The 17,219-nt window shown below is 63.8% G+C and carries 27 protein-coding genes; all 27 read right to left on the minus strand.

The features are described 5' to 3' along the window. The 27 genes from RHO23_RS14330 to RHO23_RS14460 all read right to left on the minus strand — a co-directional run bounded on the left by RHO23_RS14330 (window position 1) and on the right by RHO23_RS14460 (window position 17,212). Window positions 1–489 (minus strand): hypothetical protein, encoded by a 489-nt coding sequence (locus RHO23_RS14330; protein WP_423487990.1) that lies wholly within the window; start codon window positions 487–489, stop codon window positions 1–3. 53 nt (window positions 490–542) lie between these two features. Beyond that, on the minus strand, window positions 543–833 hold the full coding sequence (locus RHO23_RS14335) for a hypothetical protein (protein ID WP_423487991.1): 291 nt from the start codon (window positions 831–833) through the stop codon (window positions 543–545). After that, on the minus strand, window positions 826–1,026 hold the full coding sequence (locus RHO23_RS14340) for a hypothetical protein (RefSeq protein WP_423487992.1): 201 nt from the start codon (window positions 1,024–1,026) through the stop codon (window positions 826–828). Before RHO23_RS14340 ends, RHO23_RS14335 begins: the two co-directional genes overlap by 8 nt. Further along, complete coding sequence (locus RHO23_RS14345; protein WP_074341521.1) at window positions 1,023–1,583, minus strand: hypothetical protein; 561 nt, start codon at window positions 1,581–1,583, stop codon at window positions 1,023–1,025. Before RHO23_RS14345 ends, RHO23_RS14340 begins: the two co-directional genes overlap by 4 nt. 29 nt (window positions 1,584–1,612) lie before the next feature. Next, window positions 1,613–2,026: a hypothetical protein gene (locus tag RHO23_RS14350; protein ID WP_423487993.1), complete on the minus strand. Its 414-nt coding sequence runs from the start codon at window positions 2,024–2,026 to the stop codon at window positions 1,613–1,615. Beyond that, a complete protein-coding gene (locus tag RHO23_RS14355) occupies window positions 2,023–2,271 on the minus strand; it encodes a hypothetical protein (RefSeq protein WP_423487994.1) in 249 nt (82 codons plus the stop codon). The genes RHO23_RS14350 and RHO23_RS14355 overlap by 4 nt, the downstream gene beginning before the upstream one ends. Beyond that, a complete protein-coding gene (locus RHO23_RS14360; protein WP_423487995.1) occupies window positions 2,271–2,576 on the minus strand; it encodes a hypothetical protein in 306 nt (101 codons plus the stop codon). Before RHO23_RS14360 ends, RHO23_RS14355 begins: the two co-directional genes overlap by 1 nt. Continuing rightward, the gene (locus RHO23_RS14365) at window positions 2,577–3,041 is read right to left on the minus strand and encodes a hypothetical protein (RefSeq protein WP_423487996.1); all 465 of its coding nucleotides are present in this window, start codon (window positions 3,039–3,041) and stop codon (window positions 2,577–2,579) included. Further along, window positions 3,025–3,237, minus strand: coding sequence for a hypothetical protein (locus tag RHO23_RS14370; RefSeq protein ID WP_423487997.1), 213 nt, complete (start codon window positions 3,235–3,237; stop codon window positions 3,025–3,027). The genes RHO23_RS14365 and RHO23_RS14370 overlap by 17 nt, the downstream gene beginning before the upstream one ends. Next, window positions 3,237–4,547 (minus strand): phage major capsid protein, encoded by a 1,311-nt coding sequence (locus RHO23_RS14375; RefSeq protein WP_423487998.1) that lies wholly within the window; start codon window positions 4,545–4,547, stop codon window positions 3,237–3,239. The genes RHO23_RS14370 and RHO23_RS14375 overlap by 1 nt, the downstream gene beginning before the upstream one ends. A 26-nt stretch (window positions 4,548–4,573) precedes the next feature. Beyond that, window positions 4,574–5,284 carry an HK97 family phage prohead protease gene (locus RHO23_RS14380; RefSeq protein ID WP_423487999.1) on the minus strand — a complete coding sequence of 237 codons (711 nt, stop codon included), beginning with the start codon at window positions 5,282–5,284 and terminating at the stop codon, window positions 4,574–4,576. Further along, window positions 5,284–6,549, minus strand: a complete 1,266-nt coding sequence (locus tag RHO23_RS14385; RefSeq protein WP_423488000.1) for a phage portal protein — start codon at window positions 6,547–6,549, stop codon at window positions 5,284–5,286. Before RHO23_RS14385 ends, RHO23_RS14380 begins: the two co-directional genes overlap by 1 nt. 13 nt (window positions 6,550–6,562) lie before the next feature. Next, on the minus strand, window positions 6,563–6,787 hold the full coding sequence (locus RHO23_RS14390) for a hypothetical protein (protein ID WP_423488001.1): 225 nt from the start codon (window positions 6,785–6,787) through the stop codon (window positions 6,563–6,565). An 11-nt stretch (window positions 6,788–6,798) separates the two neighbouring features. Next, window positions 6,799–8,571, minus strand: a complete 1,773-nt coding sequence (locus RHO23_RS14395; protein ID WP_423488002.1) for a terminase large subunit — start codon at window positions 8,569–8,571, stop codon at window positions 6,799–6,801. Then, window positions 8,534–9,010, minus strand: coding sequence for a phage terminase small subunit P27 family (locus RHO23_RS14400; RefSeq protein WP_423488003.1), 477 nt, complete (start codon window positions 9,008–9,010; stop codon window positions 8,534–8,536). Before RHO23_RS14400 ends, RHO23_RS14395 begins: the two co-directional genes overlap by 38 nt. A gap of 118 nt (window positions 9,011–9,128) precedes the next feature. Continuing rightward, on the minus strand, window positions 9,129–9,347 hold the full coding sequence (locus RHO23_RS14405) for a hypothetical protein (protein ID WP_423488004.1): 219 nt from the start codon (window positions 9,345–9,347) through the stop codon (window positions 9,129–9,131). A gap of 5 nt (window positions 9,348–9,352) precedes the next feature. Further along, complete coding sequence (locus RHO23_RS14410; protein ID WP_423488005.1) at window positions 9,353–9,559, minus strand: HNH endonuclease signature motif containing protein; 207 nt, start codon at window positions 9,557–9,559, stop codon at window positions 9,353–9,355. 122 nt (window positions 9,560–9,681) lie between these two features. Next, window positions 9,682–9,825, minus strand: a complete 144-nt coding sequence (locus RHO23_RS14415; RefSeq protein WP_423488006.1) for a hypothetical protein — start codon at window positions 9,823–9,825, stop codon at window positions 9,682–9,684. Then, on the minus strand, window positions 9,826–10,074 hold the full coding sequence (locus RHO23_RS14420; protein ID WP_423488007.1) for a hypothetical protein: 249 nt from the start codon (window positions 10,072–10,074) through the stop codon (window positions 9,826–9,828). Window positions 10,075–10,230: 156 nt separating this feature from the next. Further along, the gene (locus RHO23_RS14425; RefSeq protein ID WP_423488008.1) at window positions 10,231–11,067 is read right to left on the minus strand and encodes a hypothetical protein; all 837 of its coding nucleotides are present in this window, start codon (window positions 11,065–11,067) and stop codon (window positions 10,231–10,233) included. A gap of 31 nt (window positions 11,068–11,098) precedes the next feature. Next, window positions 11,099–11,764 carry a hypothetical protein gene (locus tag RHO23_RS14430; RefSeq protein ID WP_423488009.1) on the minus strand — a complete coding sequence of 222 codons (666 nt, stop codon included), beginning with the start codon at window positions 11,762–11,764 and terminating at the stop codon, window positions 11,099–11,101. Continuing rightward, complete coding sequence (locus RHO23_RS14435) at window positions 11,761–12,234, minus strand: RusA family crossover junction endodeoxyribonuclease (RefSeq protein WP_423488010.1); 474 nt, start codon at window positions 12,232–12,234, stop codon at window positions 11,761–11,763. The genes RHO23_RS14430 and RHO23_RS14435 overlap by 4 nt, the downstream gene beginning before the upstream one ends. 260 nt (window positions 12,235–12,494) lie before the next feature. Next, window positions 12,495–14,153 (minus strand): DNA primase, encoded by a 1,659-nt coding sequence (locus tag RHO23_RS14440; protein WP_423488011.1) that lies wholly within the window; start codon window positions 14,151–14,153, stop codon window positions 12,495–12,497. Beyond that, entirely contained in the window at window positions 14,150–15,088 is a 939-nt protein-coding gene (locus tag RHO23_RS14445; protein WP_423488012.1) for a hypothetical protein, read from the minus strand. The genes RHO23_RS14440 and RHO23_RS14445 overlap by 4 nt, the downstream gene beginning before the upstream one ends. Beyond that, a complete protein-coding gene (locus RHO23_RS14450; RefSeq protein WP_423488013.1) occupies window positions 15,085–15,804 on the minus strand; it encodes a bifunctional DNA primase/polymerase in 720 nt (239 codons plus the stop codon). The genes RHO23_RS14445 and RHO23_RS14450 overlap by 4 nt, the downstream gene beginning before the upstream one ends. Then, a complete protein-coding gene (locus RHO23_RS14455; protein WP_423488014.1) occupies window positions 15,801–16,916 on the minus strand; it encodes a DNA-methyltransferase in 1,116 nt (371 codons plus the stop codon). The genes RHO23_RS14450 and RHO23_RS14455 overlap by 4 nt, the downstream gene beginning before the upstream one ends. After that, on the minus strand, window positions 16,913–17,212 hold the full coding sequence (locus RHO23_RS14460) for a hypothetical protein (protein WP_423488015.1): 300 nt from the start codon (window positions 17,210–17,212) through the stop codon (window positions 16,913–16,915). Before RHO23_RS14460 ends, RHO23_RS14455 begins: the two co-directional genes overlap by 4 nt. Window positions 17,213–17,219 lie beyond the last annotated feature (7 nt).

A 17,219-nucleotide genomic window follows, 5' to 3' on the forward strand; every position in this document is an offset into this window, starting at 1 on the left:
TTATACCCCCTTCTGTGATAGGTCTCGGTTTCTGATGACGTTGGCTTGCGCCTCGGCGATCGACTCGTCGACGATGCGTTGCCTCTCGGCCTGTTTCGCCTTGGCACGGTTCGCGCGGGCTCGGCGCTCTTCCATGACCGCCGCCATCTCGCGGGCCTTGGCCTTCTGGTCCGGCGTCAGCGGGCGCGAGGGGTGCGGCTCACCGGTGAGGGCGTGCACCACGTCGGAGATCAGGTAATCGGCAAGGCTCCAAGGAATTTCACCCTCGGCACGTGCCAAGGCTTTCGCGATGGCTGAATCGTGATCGAGGTACGAGACGCGGTTATGGATCATCCGCAAGGTCAGCTTGCGCCGACCGTGCTCGTCGAAACGCCAGCGGTCCCGGTAGTCGATCCCGTGGAACCGTGACAGGTCCGAATCCACTGCCGCCTCGTACTCGTCGAGCAGCATGTAGAGCCAGAGCATGTCGCCGAATGACCCTCGGGCCATCGCGGCGACAAGCCCCTGGCATGCCGTCCAGCGCCGCAGCGCCAGAGCGGTCGCTATTTTCCCAGGCTGTCCATTCCGGTTGCCTTGGCGATCACATTCGAGAACTCCTCGAATTGCTTGTTGGTGGGCTCGGTGCCGAGATACCGGACCCACTGTTCGCCGCCGAGCAGTACTCGCAGCGCGTCAATGGGATTGCCGCGCAAGATAGCCTCGGTGAAGAGCATCGGGAAGTCATCGTTGGACGCCGGGACGGTGTACGACTGACCGCCGTACTCGACCACGATCGTCTCGACGCCCTCGGCCTCATTGCGTGCCGGTGAGTCCGCGCTGCCGGTCTTAGCCATTGTCTTGCCCTTCGGTCTCGGTGTTCTGTTCGGTCTGGTCGCCCTTGGCCTTGTCACTGGTCTGCGCGCCCTTGGGCGGATACCGCACAGCGTCTTTGCGCCGGATCAGGGCCTCGGCCGAGTTTTCATCGACTGAAGCAACCTGGCCCTTGGCGAAGTCGCCCACGTTCTTGACGAACTGGATCGTGATCACGGTGTGGGGATGCCCTTCTGGACGAGGTACAGCGAGAAGTCGCCCTTGGGGAAGATGCGCGAGGTGAACTCGTAGCCCTCGACCGATCCCTCTTTCTTGTTGACGTTCTGCGCCCAGTGGCGGGCCTTGGTTGCCGAGATGTAGCGCTCGATGCGCCCCTCGTCGTCCTTCAACTCGAAGGCGATGTACCGAAGCGCAGGCTTGGGCACCACGATCTGCGTGTCGGTGGAACCGGGCCACAGTAGGTCGTAGGTGACCTTGTTGTCTTCGAGCGCAGTCCATTTGCGCTCATCCTTGTAATCCTTCGAGGCGACCTTGATCACGCCGTAGCCCCAGGCCTTCACGTCGGACTCGTCCCACTCTCGGGACTCCTCGAATCCGGCGTCGCCGTTGAGCATTCCGGCGACCGTCCACAGTGGCGCGGGGCCGGTGCCAGCGGGGAACGGGTCGGCGATCGTCGCCGGAAGATGCGTCGCGGGATCGAACGTGGTCGACCCGTTGAACACATAGACGTTGGCCTCCGGCCACAGCTTCACATTGTCAGCACTACCCGCCATAGCGGAATCTCCCTGTCTCCCAAAAGGGTCTAGGTGGTTTTTACGGTTCTCGTGATCGCTTTGACCACGAACGACGCGAGCAGTGCGCCGGTGTCCTTATCTCTGCCGTCACGGACGGTCATCGAGCCCTGCAAGCGGGCAATGCCCTCGGGCCTGTTGGCGCGAAGGTGTGCGGCGCAGCGAGTTATCAGGTTGCGCAGCGGATCACGCGAGTTGCCGAAGGCAACGACGCGGATGATGGGATCGGTGTAGACGTTCTCGAGTCCCCCGCCACCGTCGTCGGCCACGAGCACGAACACGGGCTTGGCGGGGGTCCAGGCCGCGGGCAATTCCAGGCCAGCCGAAGCGCCGGTCAGCACCGTGGGGACGTATACGGCAAGGGCGTTTTTGATGCGCTTGGCAGGATCGGCCGGCCCACGCGATTCCCCACTTCCCCAAGTCAATTGAGTACCGTTCCGTCAGGGGCAGCCTTGGTCAGCACGCCGTATTTGTCTTGCGAATGGGCGTCAACGGTGACCGCAGAGGCGCCACGGTCGGTCTCGTATTCGGCGACTACAACGAACTGGGCGCCGTTATCCCTGGCGTCCTGGGCGATCTGCTCGGCGATCCTGCGGCGTGCCGCCGCGATGCCGGGATCTCGCTTGAGGATCTTCGAGACGGTCTTGGCGTTGCGTACGAACCGGGCCATTAGTCGCTGGCTCCGTGGGCGAGAACCGCGACCCCGATGCGATCGGTCCATGGCGATACCCAGCGATGGACGTATGCGATCAGGTTGTCGCCGCGCACTTTGATCCGGTGCCCGGTCTGGGTGGGGATGTCGTGCTGAAAGAACGCGGTGTATTGCACGTTCGCGATGTCGCGCCCGACCTCCCAGGCGAGCAGTTGGTTTCCCGGTGCGACGGCCTTGGCTTCAAGGTCATACGGGGTGCCGTCTGGCGGTTGGTTGCCGTCCGCGTCGCGCCGGAATGTCGGTGTGACGGTGACGGTTTCCATCTACGGCTTCGGCTCCAGCGCGTAGAGGTCGATGATCGCCTTCTCGGCGGTCGTGAATGCCGAGCCGGAAACGACAGCCTCGGCACCGAGCCATTGGAACGGCCCGAGGATTTCGCGGTCTCCCGACTGATGTCCTGTGACCGAGGTAATCGCCTCGGTGAACGCCGCCATGTCCGCCTCGGCGAATCCGTGTTCGATCTCGATCACGATGCCCCCGAGGCGATCAGTCCATGGCAACCGTCCGGCCTTGAACACGCGCCCATCAGTCGACCATTCGAGGGTCGCGGGGTCCATGTCGACACCGTTCTCCCGCACGGAAAGGATGGCGCCGAGCCGAAGAGTCGGGAGCCGCAGAAGTGCAGCCCCCGACCCATTCAGCCGCAGGGTATGCGTCTTGACTGGGGTGACGTGCCACCCGCAGTACCGACGCACCAGGACGCCGACAGCGCTAGCGCTGAGAGCCATTCCCGCCCTTGTTGCGTGGCGTGTGAGCCTTGTTGGCGGGCTCGTGGGCCTTCGGCTGGACAAGTCCGCGACGCTCGGCCTCGGCCCTGTCCAGCTGCAACGTGGTGGTCATCCCGTTGATCTCCACATCCACCTCGACGAGGTTGGACGCTTCATTGCCGGTCATGACGGCCTTGTCATCAACTTCGACGCTCATCAGGACAGGGCCACCTTCACGAACGCGGTCGGGCGGGTGACCGCGAAGGCCAGCCGCTCTTCGGCCAGGACTGCCACCATGTTTCGGGTGAAGAAGTCCTCATGGCTGTCGGAGATCGTGACCGTGGTCTGCTCGCGGTCCCACACGACAGCCTTGGAGAAGTCGCCGAGCAGAGGGACGCCCGCGGGCTGGTCCTCGGCCTCCACGATCGGACGGCCCCAGAGGGTCCGCTGACCGATCGCGAATGGCCCGCCGTAGTAGAAGTCGCCCTGCGCGTTGCGCAACAGATCGATCGTCTCGGCATCGGTCGGGTTCATCACCCATGCGTTCGGGTTGACCCGGCCCACGACGCGGGCCTTGGTGATCGCCTTGCGCGTGGTGGTGAACAGGTCAGTGGTGAACGCCTGCGTCTGGACACCCGACCAGCTGTTGATACCGGTGAAGTTCTCCCCGGAGCCGTCACCGACGAGCAGCTGACGCTCTTCGGCGTCCTTGACGTCCAAGGCCAGCTCGTCGTTGATCAACCCTTCGAGCGCTCCCACGTCGGACAGCGACCGCTTGGTGGCGGGCACCCACTCGGCGATCGTCTTCACGTTCGCCTGACGGCGGGCGTAGGACCACGAGCCCTCGGGCTTGTAGCCGCCGTCCGGGTTGCGCACCAGCGGTCCGGCAGAGCCCGGCGCGGTCGGCGCTGCCGAGCTGGTCGCCTCGGGCACGGGCGCGGCTGCGTTCGTGTGGGCGGTCTGCTCGATGTACTCGACGACATCAGAGCCGGTGCGGCGCACCGACACCAGGTCACGCACCACCAGGGGCTTGCGACCGAGCGTCTCGACGATGCCCGACTGGTCCGGCACCACGAATGCGCCAGCGCTGGTGTCGTTGCCACCGACAAACAGGCCCTTCATGGCGATCGGGCTGGACTGCACTCGGGACTTCTCGGGCACCCGGCCATCGGGGAAGCCGGACATCATCGCCTTGAACTCGGGCGACTCGACCACCTGCAAGCCGAGGGACTTCACGCGCTCGCGCACCGGCACAGCCGCGCCCTGCTCGTCGATGTCGCCCTTGGCACTTCCGGGCAGGCCGATCTCGTCGGCCATCGCCTTGGCCGCGTCCAGCAGGTCGCGGTCGCGGCGGGCCACCTTGATCTGCTCCAACAGATCCTTGCCCTTGGCCATGTGCCGGTCGTAGTCGGCGGTCATGTCGTCGGTCCAGCCCGATTCGAGGGCCTTCTCGGCGATCTGGCGGGCGTCAGCGACGGCCTTCTGGGCTTCGCCCTTGAGGTCGTCCAACTTGGTCTTGGTGAGCATGGTTTCTCCTTATCCGTCGTGGATTGTTAAGCGCCGCACTCGATGTCGATATCGAGTGACAGCATTTCCAATGCCGAGGTATCGACGGACGGGTTATCCGCAGCCTTGCCCTCGCTTGATGCGCTGTCGAGGACCAACAGAACGCGTCCGATCGCCTCGTGCGCGGTCCGTAGCTCGTCCTCGTTTTTGGCCGACAGCGCGCGGCCAGCCTTGATGTCCTCGGTCACCTGATCGGTAATGGCCTTGATGGCTACCACCGAGGTGTCCTGGTTCGCGCCGATGGGCACGAACGAGAACTCGTACACCTTCAACTCGCGCAATTCGTATGCGCGAATACCATTTTCAAGCTCGACGCCCTTGGCATCGATGATGTCGTAGGCGAAGCTCAGTTGCGTTATGCGGCGATCCCTGACCAACCGGTAGGTCTGTTTGCCCTTCGGCGATTCGAGATCGAAGACGCCCTTGACCCACCAGCCGTGCTCGTCCTCGCCCATGTCGAGCGCCGAGGCGACGTAGTAGTCGGGGTCGTCCATCCGATGCCCGAACAGGCCCGGCAGGGTGTTGCCCGAGTTCTTCCATGTTGCAATGGTTTTCAGGAACGCACCGGGTGCGACAATGTCGCCGTAGCTGTCCGGGGTCTTGATGAACGTCGAAGGGTAGACGATGAATTCGCCCTCATTCAGACCGTCGTCGGGGCCTGCCTTGACGTTCAGCGCCGCCGTGTTCTTTGTGAGCATCAGTCCTCGCTCTCGTCCTCTTCCGGCTTGTCGGTCGGTCGAGGCGTAATCATGGGATCGGCCTGCGCCAGGGTCGGTTCGTCGTCGCCGTTCTGTGTGACGTTGAGCGGCTGCACCAGCTCGTCGCCGCCCTCGATCGGCGGCAGGTTCTCAAGGGCCCTGGCCTCATTGCGCGTGCGCCAGGGCGCGCCGGTCGACTTCTGGATAGCCTCTTGGCGCTGCTCGAAGTTGCCGCGTAGCTTCTCGTCGAGGTTGAACTCGACGTACAGGTCCGAGTTGTCTGTCATGTCGGGCACCAGCTGCAAGGCGATCTCGTCGCAGATCATCGACAGCCATGGGCCGAGGGTGTCCTGATACAGCATTCGGTGCTGCTCGGTGATATTCGAGAAGGTCGCGTTGTCGAGCAGGCCGAGCATCGGTGGCGGGATGTAGTACGCCGCCGCGACCTCTTCGCGGGTCAGCTTGCGGGCCTCGATGTACTGCAAATCCTTGGGCGTCTGATTCGCCTCGACGAACTTCATGCCGTCTTCGAGAATCGGCGTGCCGCCCGCCTGCGGCCCATCCCCCGCGTACTGCGCCTGCCACTCGCTCTTGAAGCCGATCTTGGCCTCGTCGGACCACTTCACGCCCGGTGGACGTTCGATGTAGCCGGAGGTACGGGCGCCATTGCGCAACACCTGCGAGCGCATAACTGATGCGTTGTGGGACTCTTCGAGCACCTCGCGCAGCGCTTCAATCGGCGGGACACCGCCCACATCCGAGCTGCCGCCGTTGTATCCCCGAAAGAACACCACCTCTTCGGAGGGGATTCGTATGGTGCCCTTGGACCCTCGCAGCTCGAATACCTCGGGGTAGAACCAGTTGTCGCCCTTCGGCAACACCCGCATCGGGTCCAGGCGTATCAGCCCGAGGCCGTGCTCGGTCTTCACCTTCCGCAGGTACGACGCATCGAAGATGCCGAGGTCGTGCACGAGCGCTTCGAGCATCCGGTAACGCGTGGTCCATCCGTTCGGCTGCCGGATCAGCTGCGCCAGCGGGTGGTTTGTCAGCCGTTCACGCTCGTTGTCGCCATGGCGTCGGTAGACGTGAAGGCCGAGTTGCGCGATGTTGCGGGCCAGGTAGGACACCGTGGTTCGCACCGCGTAGTGCTTACGCCAGATCTGCAAGTAGTCCTGTGACAAGCCACCGATGGCCAGCCTGGCGGGCTTGGGCGAGTCGAGCCGGCCAAGGCGTTGCACCTCGCCTGCGGAGACGACAAATCCCATGTGTCGCCTCCTTTTACGTGATCTGTATGTAGTCGATCTGGTTGCGGTCGATCAGGATCTCTCCGTCTACCGCGACCGGGTGTGATCCGGCCTCGTGCACGTGCGCGTCTTTGATCACGCAATAGGTCCGGGTCGCTTTGACGACCACACCCGAGATCGCCGCGCCAGACCACAGGTTGACGAAGGCGCGCCGGTGAAGCGCGTAGCGCAGTGGTCCGGGGATCGGAAAACCGAACATGCCTTCCCCTTTCAGACGGTCATCAGGTGGCCGGTCTCGTACGCGCTTTCGTACTCGACCTCGCGCGCAGCGGTCGCCCTGGCCAGGGCCATGATCAGCGCCACAACGCCGTCGATCTTGTCCCCGGCGTTCGCCTTGTCCGGCTTGACGTTTCCTGCCGGGTCCAAGGCAACGCCGAAGTTGTCGATCTGCCAGCGCATCAGCGGATTGCCGCCGTGCCGGATGAGCGGCACCTCGGGTGTTCCCCGCTTGATGAGCCGCTGCAAGTCCTTGGTCGGCGCGGACATCGAGGCGAAGCCCTGCCCCATCGTCGACATCGGCGCACCATCGGTCGTCAGATCGTTGACCAGCTGCGTGGCGTTCCAGCGGTCGTACGCGATCTCCTTGACCACGAACGCGTCACGGTCACTGGCGATCTGAGCTTTGATGAAGTCGTAGTCCGTGACGTTGCCCGGTGTGAGCGTGAGCCAACCGGCCTTCGCCCACACGGACGCCGAGCCCGCGGTGCGGGCATCGAGTGACTCCAATGAAGCCTCGGGCGCCCAGCTGCGCACCAGCACGTCGAAGGCATCCCCGTCTGGGAACACCCACGCCAGCGCGCACAGATCAGACGTTGACCCGAGATCGAGCCCGCCATAGCACTCGCGGCCCTTGAGCCGGTCGACATCGACGATCGAGGCGTTGTTGTCCCACGCCCCGAGATCCAGATACCGGGTCAATTGCTTGGTCCGAATACCCAAGTGCAGCCGCAGAAATGACGCCAGCTCAGCGGGCGAATCCTGCGCCTTCTTAGCCGCCTGCTGCATGAACCGCTTGGTCGGCGAGATCCCGAAGCCGGGATTGGCCTTGCGCCAGGTCGACTCGGCGAACGGGTCATCGCCCTTGACCAGCTTGCCCTTCTCATACTCGGGCTTCTCAGCGGCCCAGATCACGCCATAGGTCGTGTGATCGGTGAGCGCGCCACGGGCAAGCTGCTCGATCCGGTTGCGCTTCGCGTCATACGGCGTATGCCTGCGGCCACTGTCGGCGGTCGTGATGTACAGGATCAGGGGCTGAATCCTTGAGCCCGTGCCCGTTTCCAGCGCCTCAATCAGGTCGATCGTCTTGTGCAGGTGCAGCTCGTCGACGATGCCGCCGTGCAGATCCGCGCCGTGCTGCGCGTCACCGACATTGGCGACAGGCTGAAAGTAACTCCCCGTCGCCGGATGAGTGATCCTGTTGCGGAAGGCCTTCACGTACTTCTTGAGACCCGGCGCCGAATCGGCCAGCTGACGTATCGGATCGAACGCGAACCGCGCCTGATCCGCCGTCGTCGCGGCGCAAATCACCTGCGCGCCCGGCTCACCATCGGCAGCCGTCAGATAGATCCCGATGCCACCGGCCACCGTCGTCTTGCCGTTCTTACGCGGCAACTCGACATACAGCGTCGTGATGATCCGGGCGTAATCGCCGGTATCGACCGAGGGCGCAACCCATCCGGCCCACGGGGCGATGATGTACGCCACCTGCCAGCAGTCCGGCTCAAGCGTCTGACCGGCGAAGCGGCCCTTGACGTGGCGCAGCTGCCGGAACGCTCGAATGACCTTATCGACGCGCTCGGGGTCGAATGCCGCGCCCGGAACCTCTCGCGGCTCCGGCGTCTTGTGCAGCGGCGGGCAGTCCGGCACCGGATAGCCGCGCGATTCGAGGTACCAGGCGACCTCGGGTGAAAGCTTTAGCGCGTCAAGGTCGGCGTCGGCCCACGTGCTATTGGCCCGAGGCGAAGGGGTTGTCTCCGCCGCCATCCGGGTCACCGGCCCCTCGGGCGATGTTCTGCTCAGACGAAGGTGTCAACCCGAAGTGCTGCGCATACCGCAGTAGCTCCCGACTCGCCGTCTGCGCCACCGTCACCGCAGGGTGCACCGACTCGCGCCCCGACTGCGGATTGATGATCGTCAGGCCCTCGTCCTTGTACATCCGCACCGCTTGCACATACTGTGCCCACGCGTTGCAGTAGGCCGCGAAAGCCGCTCGATCTTCGGGTTTGATCAGCTTCAACGTCGCCAGGGTCGGTGCAACACGAGCCCATTCGGCCTTGCCCTCGTCCGGCAACCACTCGGGAGCTTCCGGCACCTCGCCATGCTCGAAAGCCGCAGGCGGTGGCACTTCGCGGCCACCAGAGTCGCGCCCCTGGCTGCGCCCATTGATGAGCTTTAAGTGTGCTGGCGCAGCGATACGGCCCATCTACAGGCCCCACCCAAAAAACGAAACGAATTCTGAGCACGCGCGAGAAAAGCCACCTCGGCGCAAGTCTGGGCGCCAGAACGTAGAGATAGCGACCCCACTACCCCCCGCGCGCCGTCTACGCATCGACGTGTCCTGCCTCGATATCGTGGGCTCTGAACTCGTCAGCGAGATGCGGCAGCGTAACGTCCAAGGTGACCGCGTTCTCGCCGACCTTACGCGCTCTGGCCTTGGCATCAAGTGTCACAACAACATCGGCGTTGCACTGCGGGCACGCCACGGTGGCAGTGCCCATGTCCCGGCCAATGTCCTGACCAATCTCGTCGATTGTAGCCATCGTGCTCACCTCGCTCTCTTTTTGCCGCGCAACGCATCCTGCGTCGTCTTCTCGGTGTGGTGTGGGTCGCATAGCGACTGGAAGTTCTCGGGGTCGTACTTGTCGCCGCCCTCGGCCAGGGGCCTAATGTGGTCTACGGCATCGGCGATGCGCGCGCATCCGGTGTGCTCGCAGAAGGGGTGCGAGCGCAGGTAGTCATCACGTGCACGCACCCATCGCTTGTCGCCAGCGCCAGTGTGCGTCGAGCCTTCCCATGCCGGGCGGCACTGGCAGGGCGCGCCTTTGACAGCTAGGCCCTTGCACCTGGCGCACACCCGTGGGGGCGCACTGGGCATCAGTGGTCCTCGGCCAGGCGGTCGGTCAGATCATCAAGCGCGGCCTGCGCCTCTTCGATGGCGGAGAAATCGCCTCGGGCTTGGGCGTCGGCGAGCAGCTGTGCCTGGTCTTCGATGCGCCGTAGCAGCCCGAGGGTGGACATCTAGAGTGTGCGCCTGGCCCTCTTGCGTGTTGCCGCCTCGGCCTTGGCCACGTCGAGCAGGCAGTACAGGTTGCGCCGACGCCGATCTTTACCCGCAACAGGCAGTTTCACCCATTCCCCAGTCGGGCAACGGTAGCCGCGATTGGCCCAGCCCCACACAGTCACCTTGGACACCTTGCAATGCCGCGCCGCCTCATCGGCGTCCACGAGCGTTTGAATGCCATCGGGCAGGATCAAAGGCGCAGTCATGTTCGTCTCCCGAAACAACAAAACCCCTCGCGCTAATGCGGTGGAGGGGTTTGGATATAGCTATGTCAGCTCCCTGCACTATACCCGAATAGTTGGGCGGACGCGAAATCCGCAGGCGCTCAGGGCGTGTCCGGCGTCCGAGACCTACGCCGAGGCCTACTGGTCTTTCTTCTCCTGGCGGTCTGCGCCACCTCCACCGCCCCACTCGACTTCGGGAGATCGCTTAAGCAGCCTCCACGTATCAGCGTGACTCCACATACGACTGCGTTTCAGCCGATGCTCAATGTCTCCTGGCGGGGCGAACATGGCGAATACCCCTTCTCTCGGCTGCACCTCAACGACATCATCGTCGTCTCGTTGTCGGTCCACGCGATACCAGAACTCAGCCCGTGGATTGATGACAAACCACTGCGCGCCCAACGCTGCGGTGCCCCGAATTAGCAAGAAGCCGACTATCCAGGGCAAGTCGGCCAGACTCCCTACAGCGTGAGCAAGTATGTAGTTCAGCCTGTCTCGGAGTCGATGGTATCGAGAACCAAAGCGACTCACGTGCACTTGCGCGACAACGAGAGCTATCGCCACCGCGATAAGCAGCATCGCCCATGCCGCACAACCCGTCTCCCGCAGGACACCTAAGCCGATCCAGGTCAGGCTCACGTGAAGGTTCTCGACCGCATTCACGCGATACCGAGCCGCCCAATACAACCCTGAGCACAAGGCGATCACACCCACTAGCCAAGCAAGTTGATTCTGGGGCTGCTGATTCAGCCATTGCCCCACCTGGGTCAGCCAGCGCTCAGCAGGAGCAAGGTGTGCACGATTAGCGATGGACGCCAGCAGCCCGGTCGGTGTTGACGGATACGGATAAATGGACTTTTGCAGCACCGCGCACCCCAATGTCGCAATACCGATCAGCGACGCCACCATCCGCCATAGCGCTGGCAGGAGTAGTTCGGGCTTCAATTTCGACAGCGCCCACTCAATCAAAGACATGGTTTGAATAATTCCTCACAACGTCGAGGTGTCAAGGCGTGTTATCGATCGCTGACATCGCATCCATGACATACCGGAAATATGTGTCAGCGTAGAAGCGGTAGTGGCTTGTGGTGATCGTGCTCTGGCAGTTGCCGCATTCGATCCAGTCGCCGCCGAAGTCCGAGATCCGCACCAGGGCCGCTACCTCGCATTGGGGGCAGGGCATCGGCACTGAGATGCGTGGGCGTGAGAGTCCGAGTTGGCCGCGCACCTTGGCGTGTAGGTCGATCCATTCAGTGATGATGTCTGGCGCGTAGTCGGTGCGGCACAACTCGACGATGCGCACGGACAGGTACTTGTACGCGGCCCGGACGCGGGCTACCTCACCGGCTCCAGGGTGGGGCGGGGGCGTCTGCCCGAGCGTGTCCGCCAGCGAATCATGGTCCGCGTTAAGGCATTCAGCGATGTCCGCCGCCATGACCGAGGCCCATTCGGCGGGGTGCCCGTACTCCTTGACCTTCGCCGTCCGCTGTTTCTCGCCCTTGTTGGGTGCCGGGAGCGTGGCATGCAGCGTGACCCAGTCCATGACAACACGATCGAGTGCGCGTGCGACTCGGCGCTGGCACGGCTCACACACACCGAGTTCGGTGTAGACGGGTTCCCCTCTGTCGCGCTTGCAGTCCGGATGTGCGCAGCGCGCTACGGTCGTCGTCATTCGTCAGCACCTCGAGTAATCATTGAAGTTTCAACAGTCGTGGTCTCGGCCAACGGGGCAGACCACTCGGTTGCGGAGACGGGGACTTCGAGAGTGACCCTTACCCCTGGCGTTTCGGCTGGCTCGGCGATGCGCTTGCGCGCCGTCAAGCTAATGATCTGAGAGTCATCGAGGTAGCAGACGGATGTCATGGCATCGAGGCACGCTCGAGCCAGCTTGTCTATGTCGGGCCTTTTGGTCGCAAACCTGGTGAACGTCTTGGGCGCCGTCTTGGGCCGGGGCATCACGAATTCGAGGTCTACGCAGAGTGGACCATCATCGGGGCCTTGTGCGTGAGCGTGGGCAGCTAGTGCGACCCGCTCACGCCACGGGCCGACCGCCTTGGAGGATTCGATGAGAATGCCTCTGCCAACGTGACGTTTGGAGCCTTGAGGCGCTGGCGAGCCAGGCACGAAGAATTGAATGGTCACTGACTGATCCCTTCACTGTTGCCGGTTCGCCGGTCCGAGGTGGACAAAGGTGGACAGGTGGACATGTCCACCTCGCACTCACGCGCGTCATGAATTGAAACTATTGTTAGTTTTCCTAAATACTTTGCATATGCGCTGGTAGAACCGCTGCGCAAAAATTGGCGAATTAGGGCACCCTTATGAAAATTGGCGTGAACGCAGACGCGGGCGTTGTCCACCTGTCCACTTTGTCCACCTTCGACGGCCTGTATCTGCATTTGCTAGCTCCCAACCTTCTGCCACTGATCGCCGTCGTGCCAGGCCAGCTCGTTGCCCTTCAAGGTGGCCAGCGCAAGGTCCAGCAGCGCGCGGTCTCGACTGGCCAGCCGCTTGCGCAGGGCACCCTCGGTGCTCGGCATCTTCTCCAGCAGTAGGCGAGCGACCCGGACCACGCGTTGTTGCTTCTGGTACGCCTGCTCGGCGTCGGAGGCTTCGCGCGCGACCCCGGCCATGCGCCCCTTATGGGATGCCTCCTCGACCTCGGACACCGCCAGCTGATCAATGACCCACTGACGCACCGCGTCAGAGACTCTGGCCGCGATCCCGGACAGCTCCCAGTCCTCGATCGACATCACCGCCCTGCCATCGAGCACCGCCAGCGCATAGGCGAACTTCTCCCGGCAGAACAAGGCGTGACCGTCCAGCGCCGCCGTATCGCCCCGAGCCGCCTTCACCCGCTCAGACCGAATCAGCCCCTCGCACTCGGCGGGCACCGTGAGCACACGCGGGTACTGCCAGTCCGTGAACGACGGCAGCGACAGCGACCCGGACGGATACGGCGACGACGCACTGATCCTCTGGTCCGTCCCCGGAAACCACATGAACCGCTGAGGAGTGCCACCACCCGAGTCAGCGAGCAGACCACCGGCCCTGTCCGGCTGAATCGACGCCACCAGGGTCAGCCGGTAGGTGTGCGCCAGCAGCATCGGCAGCTTGTTGCGGTAGGCGAAGCCGAGGGTCTCCCCCGAAAACGCCTGCCGCAGAATCGGCATGATCGTCGCACCGGAACGCCCACCCACCGCCGACAAGGTGTCAATCTCGTCCACCGTGAACATCAGCGCCTCGCGCGCGTCATCGCCCCGTGGATTGCCCTCGTCATCGCGACCGCCATACGCCGCGATCAACCCCTCGCCGCTACCCGGCGTGCGGGCATGCACATGCTCGTCGACCAACTCGCGAGCTGTCGCGCTGGCCGCACCCTTCCCACCGCCCGACACCGCCGTCACCGCACCAAACCAGTTCAGCGAGCCAGGACCACCCACGATCGGCGGCAACTGGATATGAGGCGGCACCAGAGTCAAGGCACGGGCAGCGCAGTGCGCCAACACCGCCCACGGCGAGCACATGCGGAACATCGCCGTCTCGTAGACGGTGCGCAGGCTGTCGCGCGCATCCCAGAACCCGCCTTCAAGCGAGCACACATCGAAGTCCTTCGCCTGCGGATGGTCAGCCTCCGTGACCGCCACCCGGCTCGGCATCGCCACCACATTCGAGTTCTCCGGCGGATACCGGGGGTCGCGGCGACCCGAGTTCATGCCCGAGCGAATCGTGGCCCGGATCTCCGAATCGGTCAGCGGCTCCTTACCGTTGCGGCTCGCCGACCACGCCGCATTGGTCAACGCATCGACCACCTCCTGCTCGTCGAGCAGGTGCGGCACCAGCTGCCCCAACGCGAACGCCGACTTGTTCAGCTGATCGTTGCGGCCCGGCTCGGTGGCCTCGGACATGATCCGGCACTCATCCGCCAGAGCGGCCATCGCCCAAGCATTTTCGGTATCCCGCGGTTTGGCCGGCAAGCGCTCGACAGCACGCTTCTCGCCTTTGCCGGGCAGCAGCCCGTAGCGGGTCAGGTTGTCGACGAAACTCTCTGGCTCACTCACAGGTGCAGCCACCGCCGAAACGCCTGCCACCGTGCTGAGCAGACCTCGTGCAGCCCCATCCACGCTCTGACCACGCGGGACGCGGGCATGTCGTCTAGTTGGTCGATCAGACGATCGACGTGGTCGGACATCGACCATCCGTGCGTTGTGCCGCCCCACGGCCCGATCTCGTGGCCGTCCTCGTCGATCACCAGCGCAGGCCCATCGCCGCTCACGTATCCGACTGGCCGGAAGTAGGGATCGACATCGTCTCCGGGCATCCAGGTGCGGCCATACACGCGCGCTGGCTCGCCGCCGCCCCATTGGATAGCCTCGATCTGATCGACATAGACAGCAGGGGCAGGCGCGATGTCGTCGAGCGGAATCTCGGCAGTCAGTTCGCCCACCGTGGCCGGATCGAGGGTGATTGAGCCACCGGGGTATCCGAGCATCGTCCGAATCTGATCTTCGATATACGCGATGGTCTGCTGCATCAGCTCGGTCACCCAATCCGGCGTGTCCTCAAGCTCGGCGGTTGACGCAACCAGGTTGAAGTCCGCGTCCCAGAGCCTCACTACGGGGCGCGATGACCACCGACGCGATCGCATAGCCATCAGGTCGGCGACGGTGTAACCCTCGCCGGGGCCGACCATCTGCAGTGTTCCGGTCCTGACTCTCGATCGGCTCCATCTCCACCGGATGCGTTGCGGTCCAGTGGTGGCCGATGCTCCGGGGCAGCCGACGAGACGCCCGTGGTCATGCTGGTCATACTCGCCGAGATGCGCATAGTCGATACCAGTCCACGCCTCGCCATGCCACGCACCGCCGCACAGCGAACACCTATCGATGTTGACGGCTCGGGCGCGGTCGCGGTGTGCGATCTCGCCTCCGACCATCTGCTCATCAACCAGCGCGTCAATGGCATCGATCACGTCATGCTCGGGGTTGATGCTCACGCTGACAACGCCTTTGACTCGGTGCTGGTCAGCGCCGGTGAGGGGCGGTAGGACCATGACCAGGTTCGGCCAGGCTCGCCGAGGGTCGACGGCGGGGCTACCACATAGCCGCCTCGACTGCGGATATCGATGCCTGGCAGTAGGTTCACGGCGTTGCCGCGCCCGGCGCGCTCAATGTACAGGTGCACACCGCCGCTGGCGGTGGCGACCTTGCCGTGCACCTCGGGTATCGGGCTCTTGCCTGTGTGTGGATCGCCCAGCGCACGCAGTTGCAGATACGAGTGCATACCGGTGGGTGGGTCTATGTCGATGACGTCGAACCGGATGCCGGTCGGCAAACCGATGTTGTACCGGGGGTTGGTGTTCCACCATGCCTTGATCTGTCGCGGGTCGGTGGTGGCGTCCTTGAACCCGGCCCGAGTCGCGGGCACCTTCGAGTACGGTTTGAGTGGGAACACCGGCCAGCGGTATACCTGCGCGTAGTACAGCGCCGAGGCCTTCAAACGTGGCGGCATCCCATCAAGTCCGTCGATCTCGACTTGCAGGGCATCGGCTTTCGCGTCGTCGCCCGCTATCGCCGCCTCAAGCCAACGTGCCGTCAACACCTCGATCGGAGTCAGCTGGTCTGTGTCCTCACACAGGGGGTGTGTCGTCTGGCCGAACGCGATGACGGCCATCCCCTGGCCGCAGACCCGACATGTCGAGAACTCCCTCATGACTTCCCTTCTGGTGGTGCTTGGTCGGTGGCTGTGGGGGCCTGGATGCCTAGACGCTGGCCGATCAGCTGCACGTAGTGGCTTTCCTGTTCGATCCCGATGCAGGACATGCCCTGCTCGCGGGCGGCCTGCAAGGTGGTGCCGCTGCCCGCGAACGGATCCAGCACCAGCCCGCCCACGGGAACCGTGAGGCGCACCAGCCATTTCATGAGGTCCAGCGGTTTGACGGTTGGATGCGCTATGGCCCGCCCGTTGACCTCGATGCGGGGCCGCTGCGCGCTCGGAGCTTTTGGCTGGTATCGGAACACCGGAAAGTACCGGGACGCACCGCCATTAACCGATGCGGTGTCTTCATCGAGTAACGTCGCCGCGTCGTGGTCCAGGGCTACGTTGGTGGGCCAGCGCCCCGTCACCTGCTGGGCGGCAACGGTCCCGGAGAACTTGAACACGCCCACCTCGGGGTCGCGGTGCTCGACACGGGCTGGATGGGTGCGCACCTGATTACCGACCCGGCACGCGTCAATGTGCAGCGCTCCGGCGCCGTGTTCCAGGACATTCGCCGCTACAGTGCCTCGTAGCGGCTTGCGCGCCAAAATGATCGGCTCGAACGCTGGTTTGAGGGCGGTGCCCCAACCCTGCCACTGCCGTGCTGCGTCGGTGATCGGGTCACCTTTGTCGGTGCGCTGGTAGTTGCCGCCGCTCATCGAGCCGTTGGCCGATGTAGGTGTTCCGGCGCGACCCCGCCAGATCCCTCTGCTCTTGTCGATGGCTTTGGCCACGCCCACCGATTTCGGGAAGCCCTGGCCATAAATCCAGGCGATCTGATCGCGTAGCTCGAATTCGGCGTCCTCGATCGCTACGGCTAATCGGTGCCAGGTACGTGATCCACCGAAGGCCAGCAGGTGTCCGCCAGGTTTGAGAACACGTAGGCATTCACGCCAGACCTCGGTGTTGAACGCGATACCTGTAGCGTCCCAACCCTTGCCCATAAACCCGAGCTCATACGGCGGGTCGGTGATCACCGCATCGACGCTGGCGGCCTCGATGGTGGGCAGCCAGTGAAGGCAATCTCCGGCCATCAGTGTGACGGCCCCATCGGCTTGGGTGTTCATCGTGGCCACCATGCGGGCGTGTTGGGCGCCAACAGGTCCGCGATCCACTCGGGCAGCTCACTGCCCTGGCACCACAGCTGCATGCCCTCGGCGAGAACCCCTTCTGCTTCGATGCGGCGACCGGCGACGTTCACCTCCAGCTGGCACGCCTGTCCGCGCCGCACCCAGCAGGCGTGCAGGTGACTCACGCGCAGGCGCCCAGTCCTGTCTTCACCGTGGGTGGACAGTGTCCACTCGCGGCTGCTGTCGATGAGATAGAGCTGCACCGACTCGCGTTGATATTCAACAATCTTCACCGCGTTT

The sequence above is a fragment of the Mycobacteroides sp. PCS013 genome (assembly GCF_049532645.1).
Classification (GTDB): domain Bacteria; phylum Actinomycetota; class Actinomycetes; order Mycobacteriales; family Mycobacteriaceae; genus Mycobacterium; species Mycobacterium gwanakae.

Excerpts from the sequence above, each read along its gene's own strand:
- RHO23_RS14330 (WP_423487990.1), bottom strand. The coding sequence starts at position 489 with ATGGCCCGAGGGTCATTCGGCGACATGCTCTGGCTCTACATGCTGCTC.
- RHO23_RS14335 (WP_423487991.1), bottom strand. The coding sequence starts at position 833 with ATGGCTAAGACCGGCAGCGCGGACTCACCGGCACGCAATGAGGCCGAG.
- RHO23_RS14345 (WP_074341521.1), bottom strand. The coding sequence starts at position 1,583 with ATGGCGGGTAGTGCTGACAATGTGAAGCTGTGGCCGGAGGCCAACGTC.
- RHO23_RS14355 (WP_423487994.1), bottom strand. The coding sequence starts at position 2,271 with ATGGCCCGGTTCGTACGCAACGCCAAGACCGTCTCGAAGATCCTCAAG.
- RHO23_RS14360 (WP_423487995.1), bottom strand. The coding sequence starts at position 2,576 with ATGGAAACCGTCACCGTCACACCGACATTCCGGCGCGACGCGGACGGC.
- RHO23_RS14365 (WP_423487996.1), bottom strand. The coding sequence starts at position 3,041 with ATGGCTCTCAGCGCTAGCGCTGTCGGCGTCCTGGTGCGTCGGTACTGC.
- RHO23_RS14370 (WP_423487997.1), bottom strand. The coding sequence starts at position 3,237 with ATGAGCGTCGAAGTTGATGACAAGGCCGTCATGACCGGCAATGAAGCG.
- RHO23_RS14375 (WP_423487998.1), bottom strand. The coding sequence starts at position 4,547 with ATGCTCACCAAGACCAAGTTGGACGACCTCAAGGGCGAAGCCCAGAAG.
- RHO23_RS14380 (WP_423487999.1), bottom strand. The coding sequence starts at position 5,284 with ATGCTCACAAAGAACACGGCGGCGCTGAACGTCAAGGCAGGCCCCGAC.
- RHO23_RS14385 (WP_423488000.1), bottom strand. The coding sequence starts at position 6,549 with ATGGGATTTGTCGTCTCCGCAGGCGAGGTGCAACGCCTTGGCCGGCTC.
- RHO23_RS14390 (WP_423488001.1), bottom strand. The coding sequence starts at position 6,787 with ATGTTCGGTTTTCCGATCCCCGGACCACTGCGCTACGCGCTTCACCGG.
- RHO23_RS14395 (WP_423488002.1), bottom strand. The coding sequence starts at position 8,571 with ATGGCGGCGGAGACAACCCCTTCGCCTCGGGCCAATAGCACGTGGGCC.
- RHO23_RS14400 (WP_423488003.1), bottom strand. The coding sequence starts at position 9,010 with ATGGGCCGTATCGCTGCGCCAGCACACTTAAAGCTCATCAATGGGCGC.
- RHO23_RS14405 (WP_423488004.1), bottom strand. The coding sequence starts at position 9,347 with ATGGCTACAATCGACGAGATTGGTCAGGACATTGGCCGGGACATGGGC.
- RHO23_RS14415 (WP_423488006.1), bottom strand. The coding sequence starts at position 9,825 with ATGTCCACCCTCGGGCTGCTACGGCGCATCGAAGACCAGGCACAGCTG.
- RHO23_RS14420 (WP_423488007.1), bottom strand. The coding sequence starts at position 10,074 with ATGACTGCGCCTTTGATCCTGCCCGATGGCATTCAAACGCTCGTGGAC.
- RHO23_RS14425 (WP_423488008.1), bottom strand. The coding sequence starts at position 11,067 with ATGTCTTTGATTGAGTGGGCGCTGTCGAAATTGAAGCCCGAACTACTC.
- RHO23_RS14430 (WP_423488009.1), bottom strand. The coding sequence starts at position 11,764 with ATGACGACGACCGTAGCGCGCTGCGCACATCCGGACTGCAAGCGCGAC.
- RHO23_RS14450 (WP_423488013.1), bottom strand. The coding sequence starts at position 15,804 with ATGAGGGAGTTCTCGACATGTCGGGTCTGCGGCCAGGGGATGGCCGTC.
- RHO23_RS14455 (WP_423488014.1), bottom strand. The coding sequence starts at position 16,916 with ATGAACACCCAAGCCGATGGGGCCGTCACACTGATGGCCGGAGATTGC.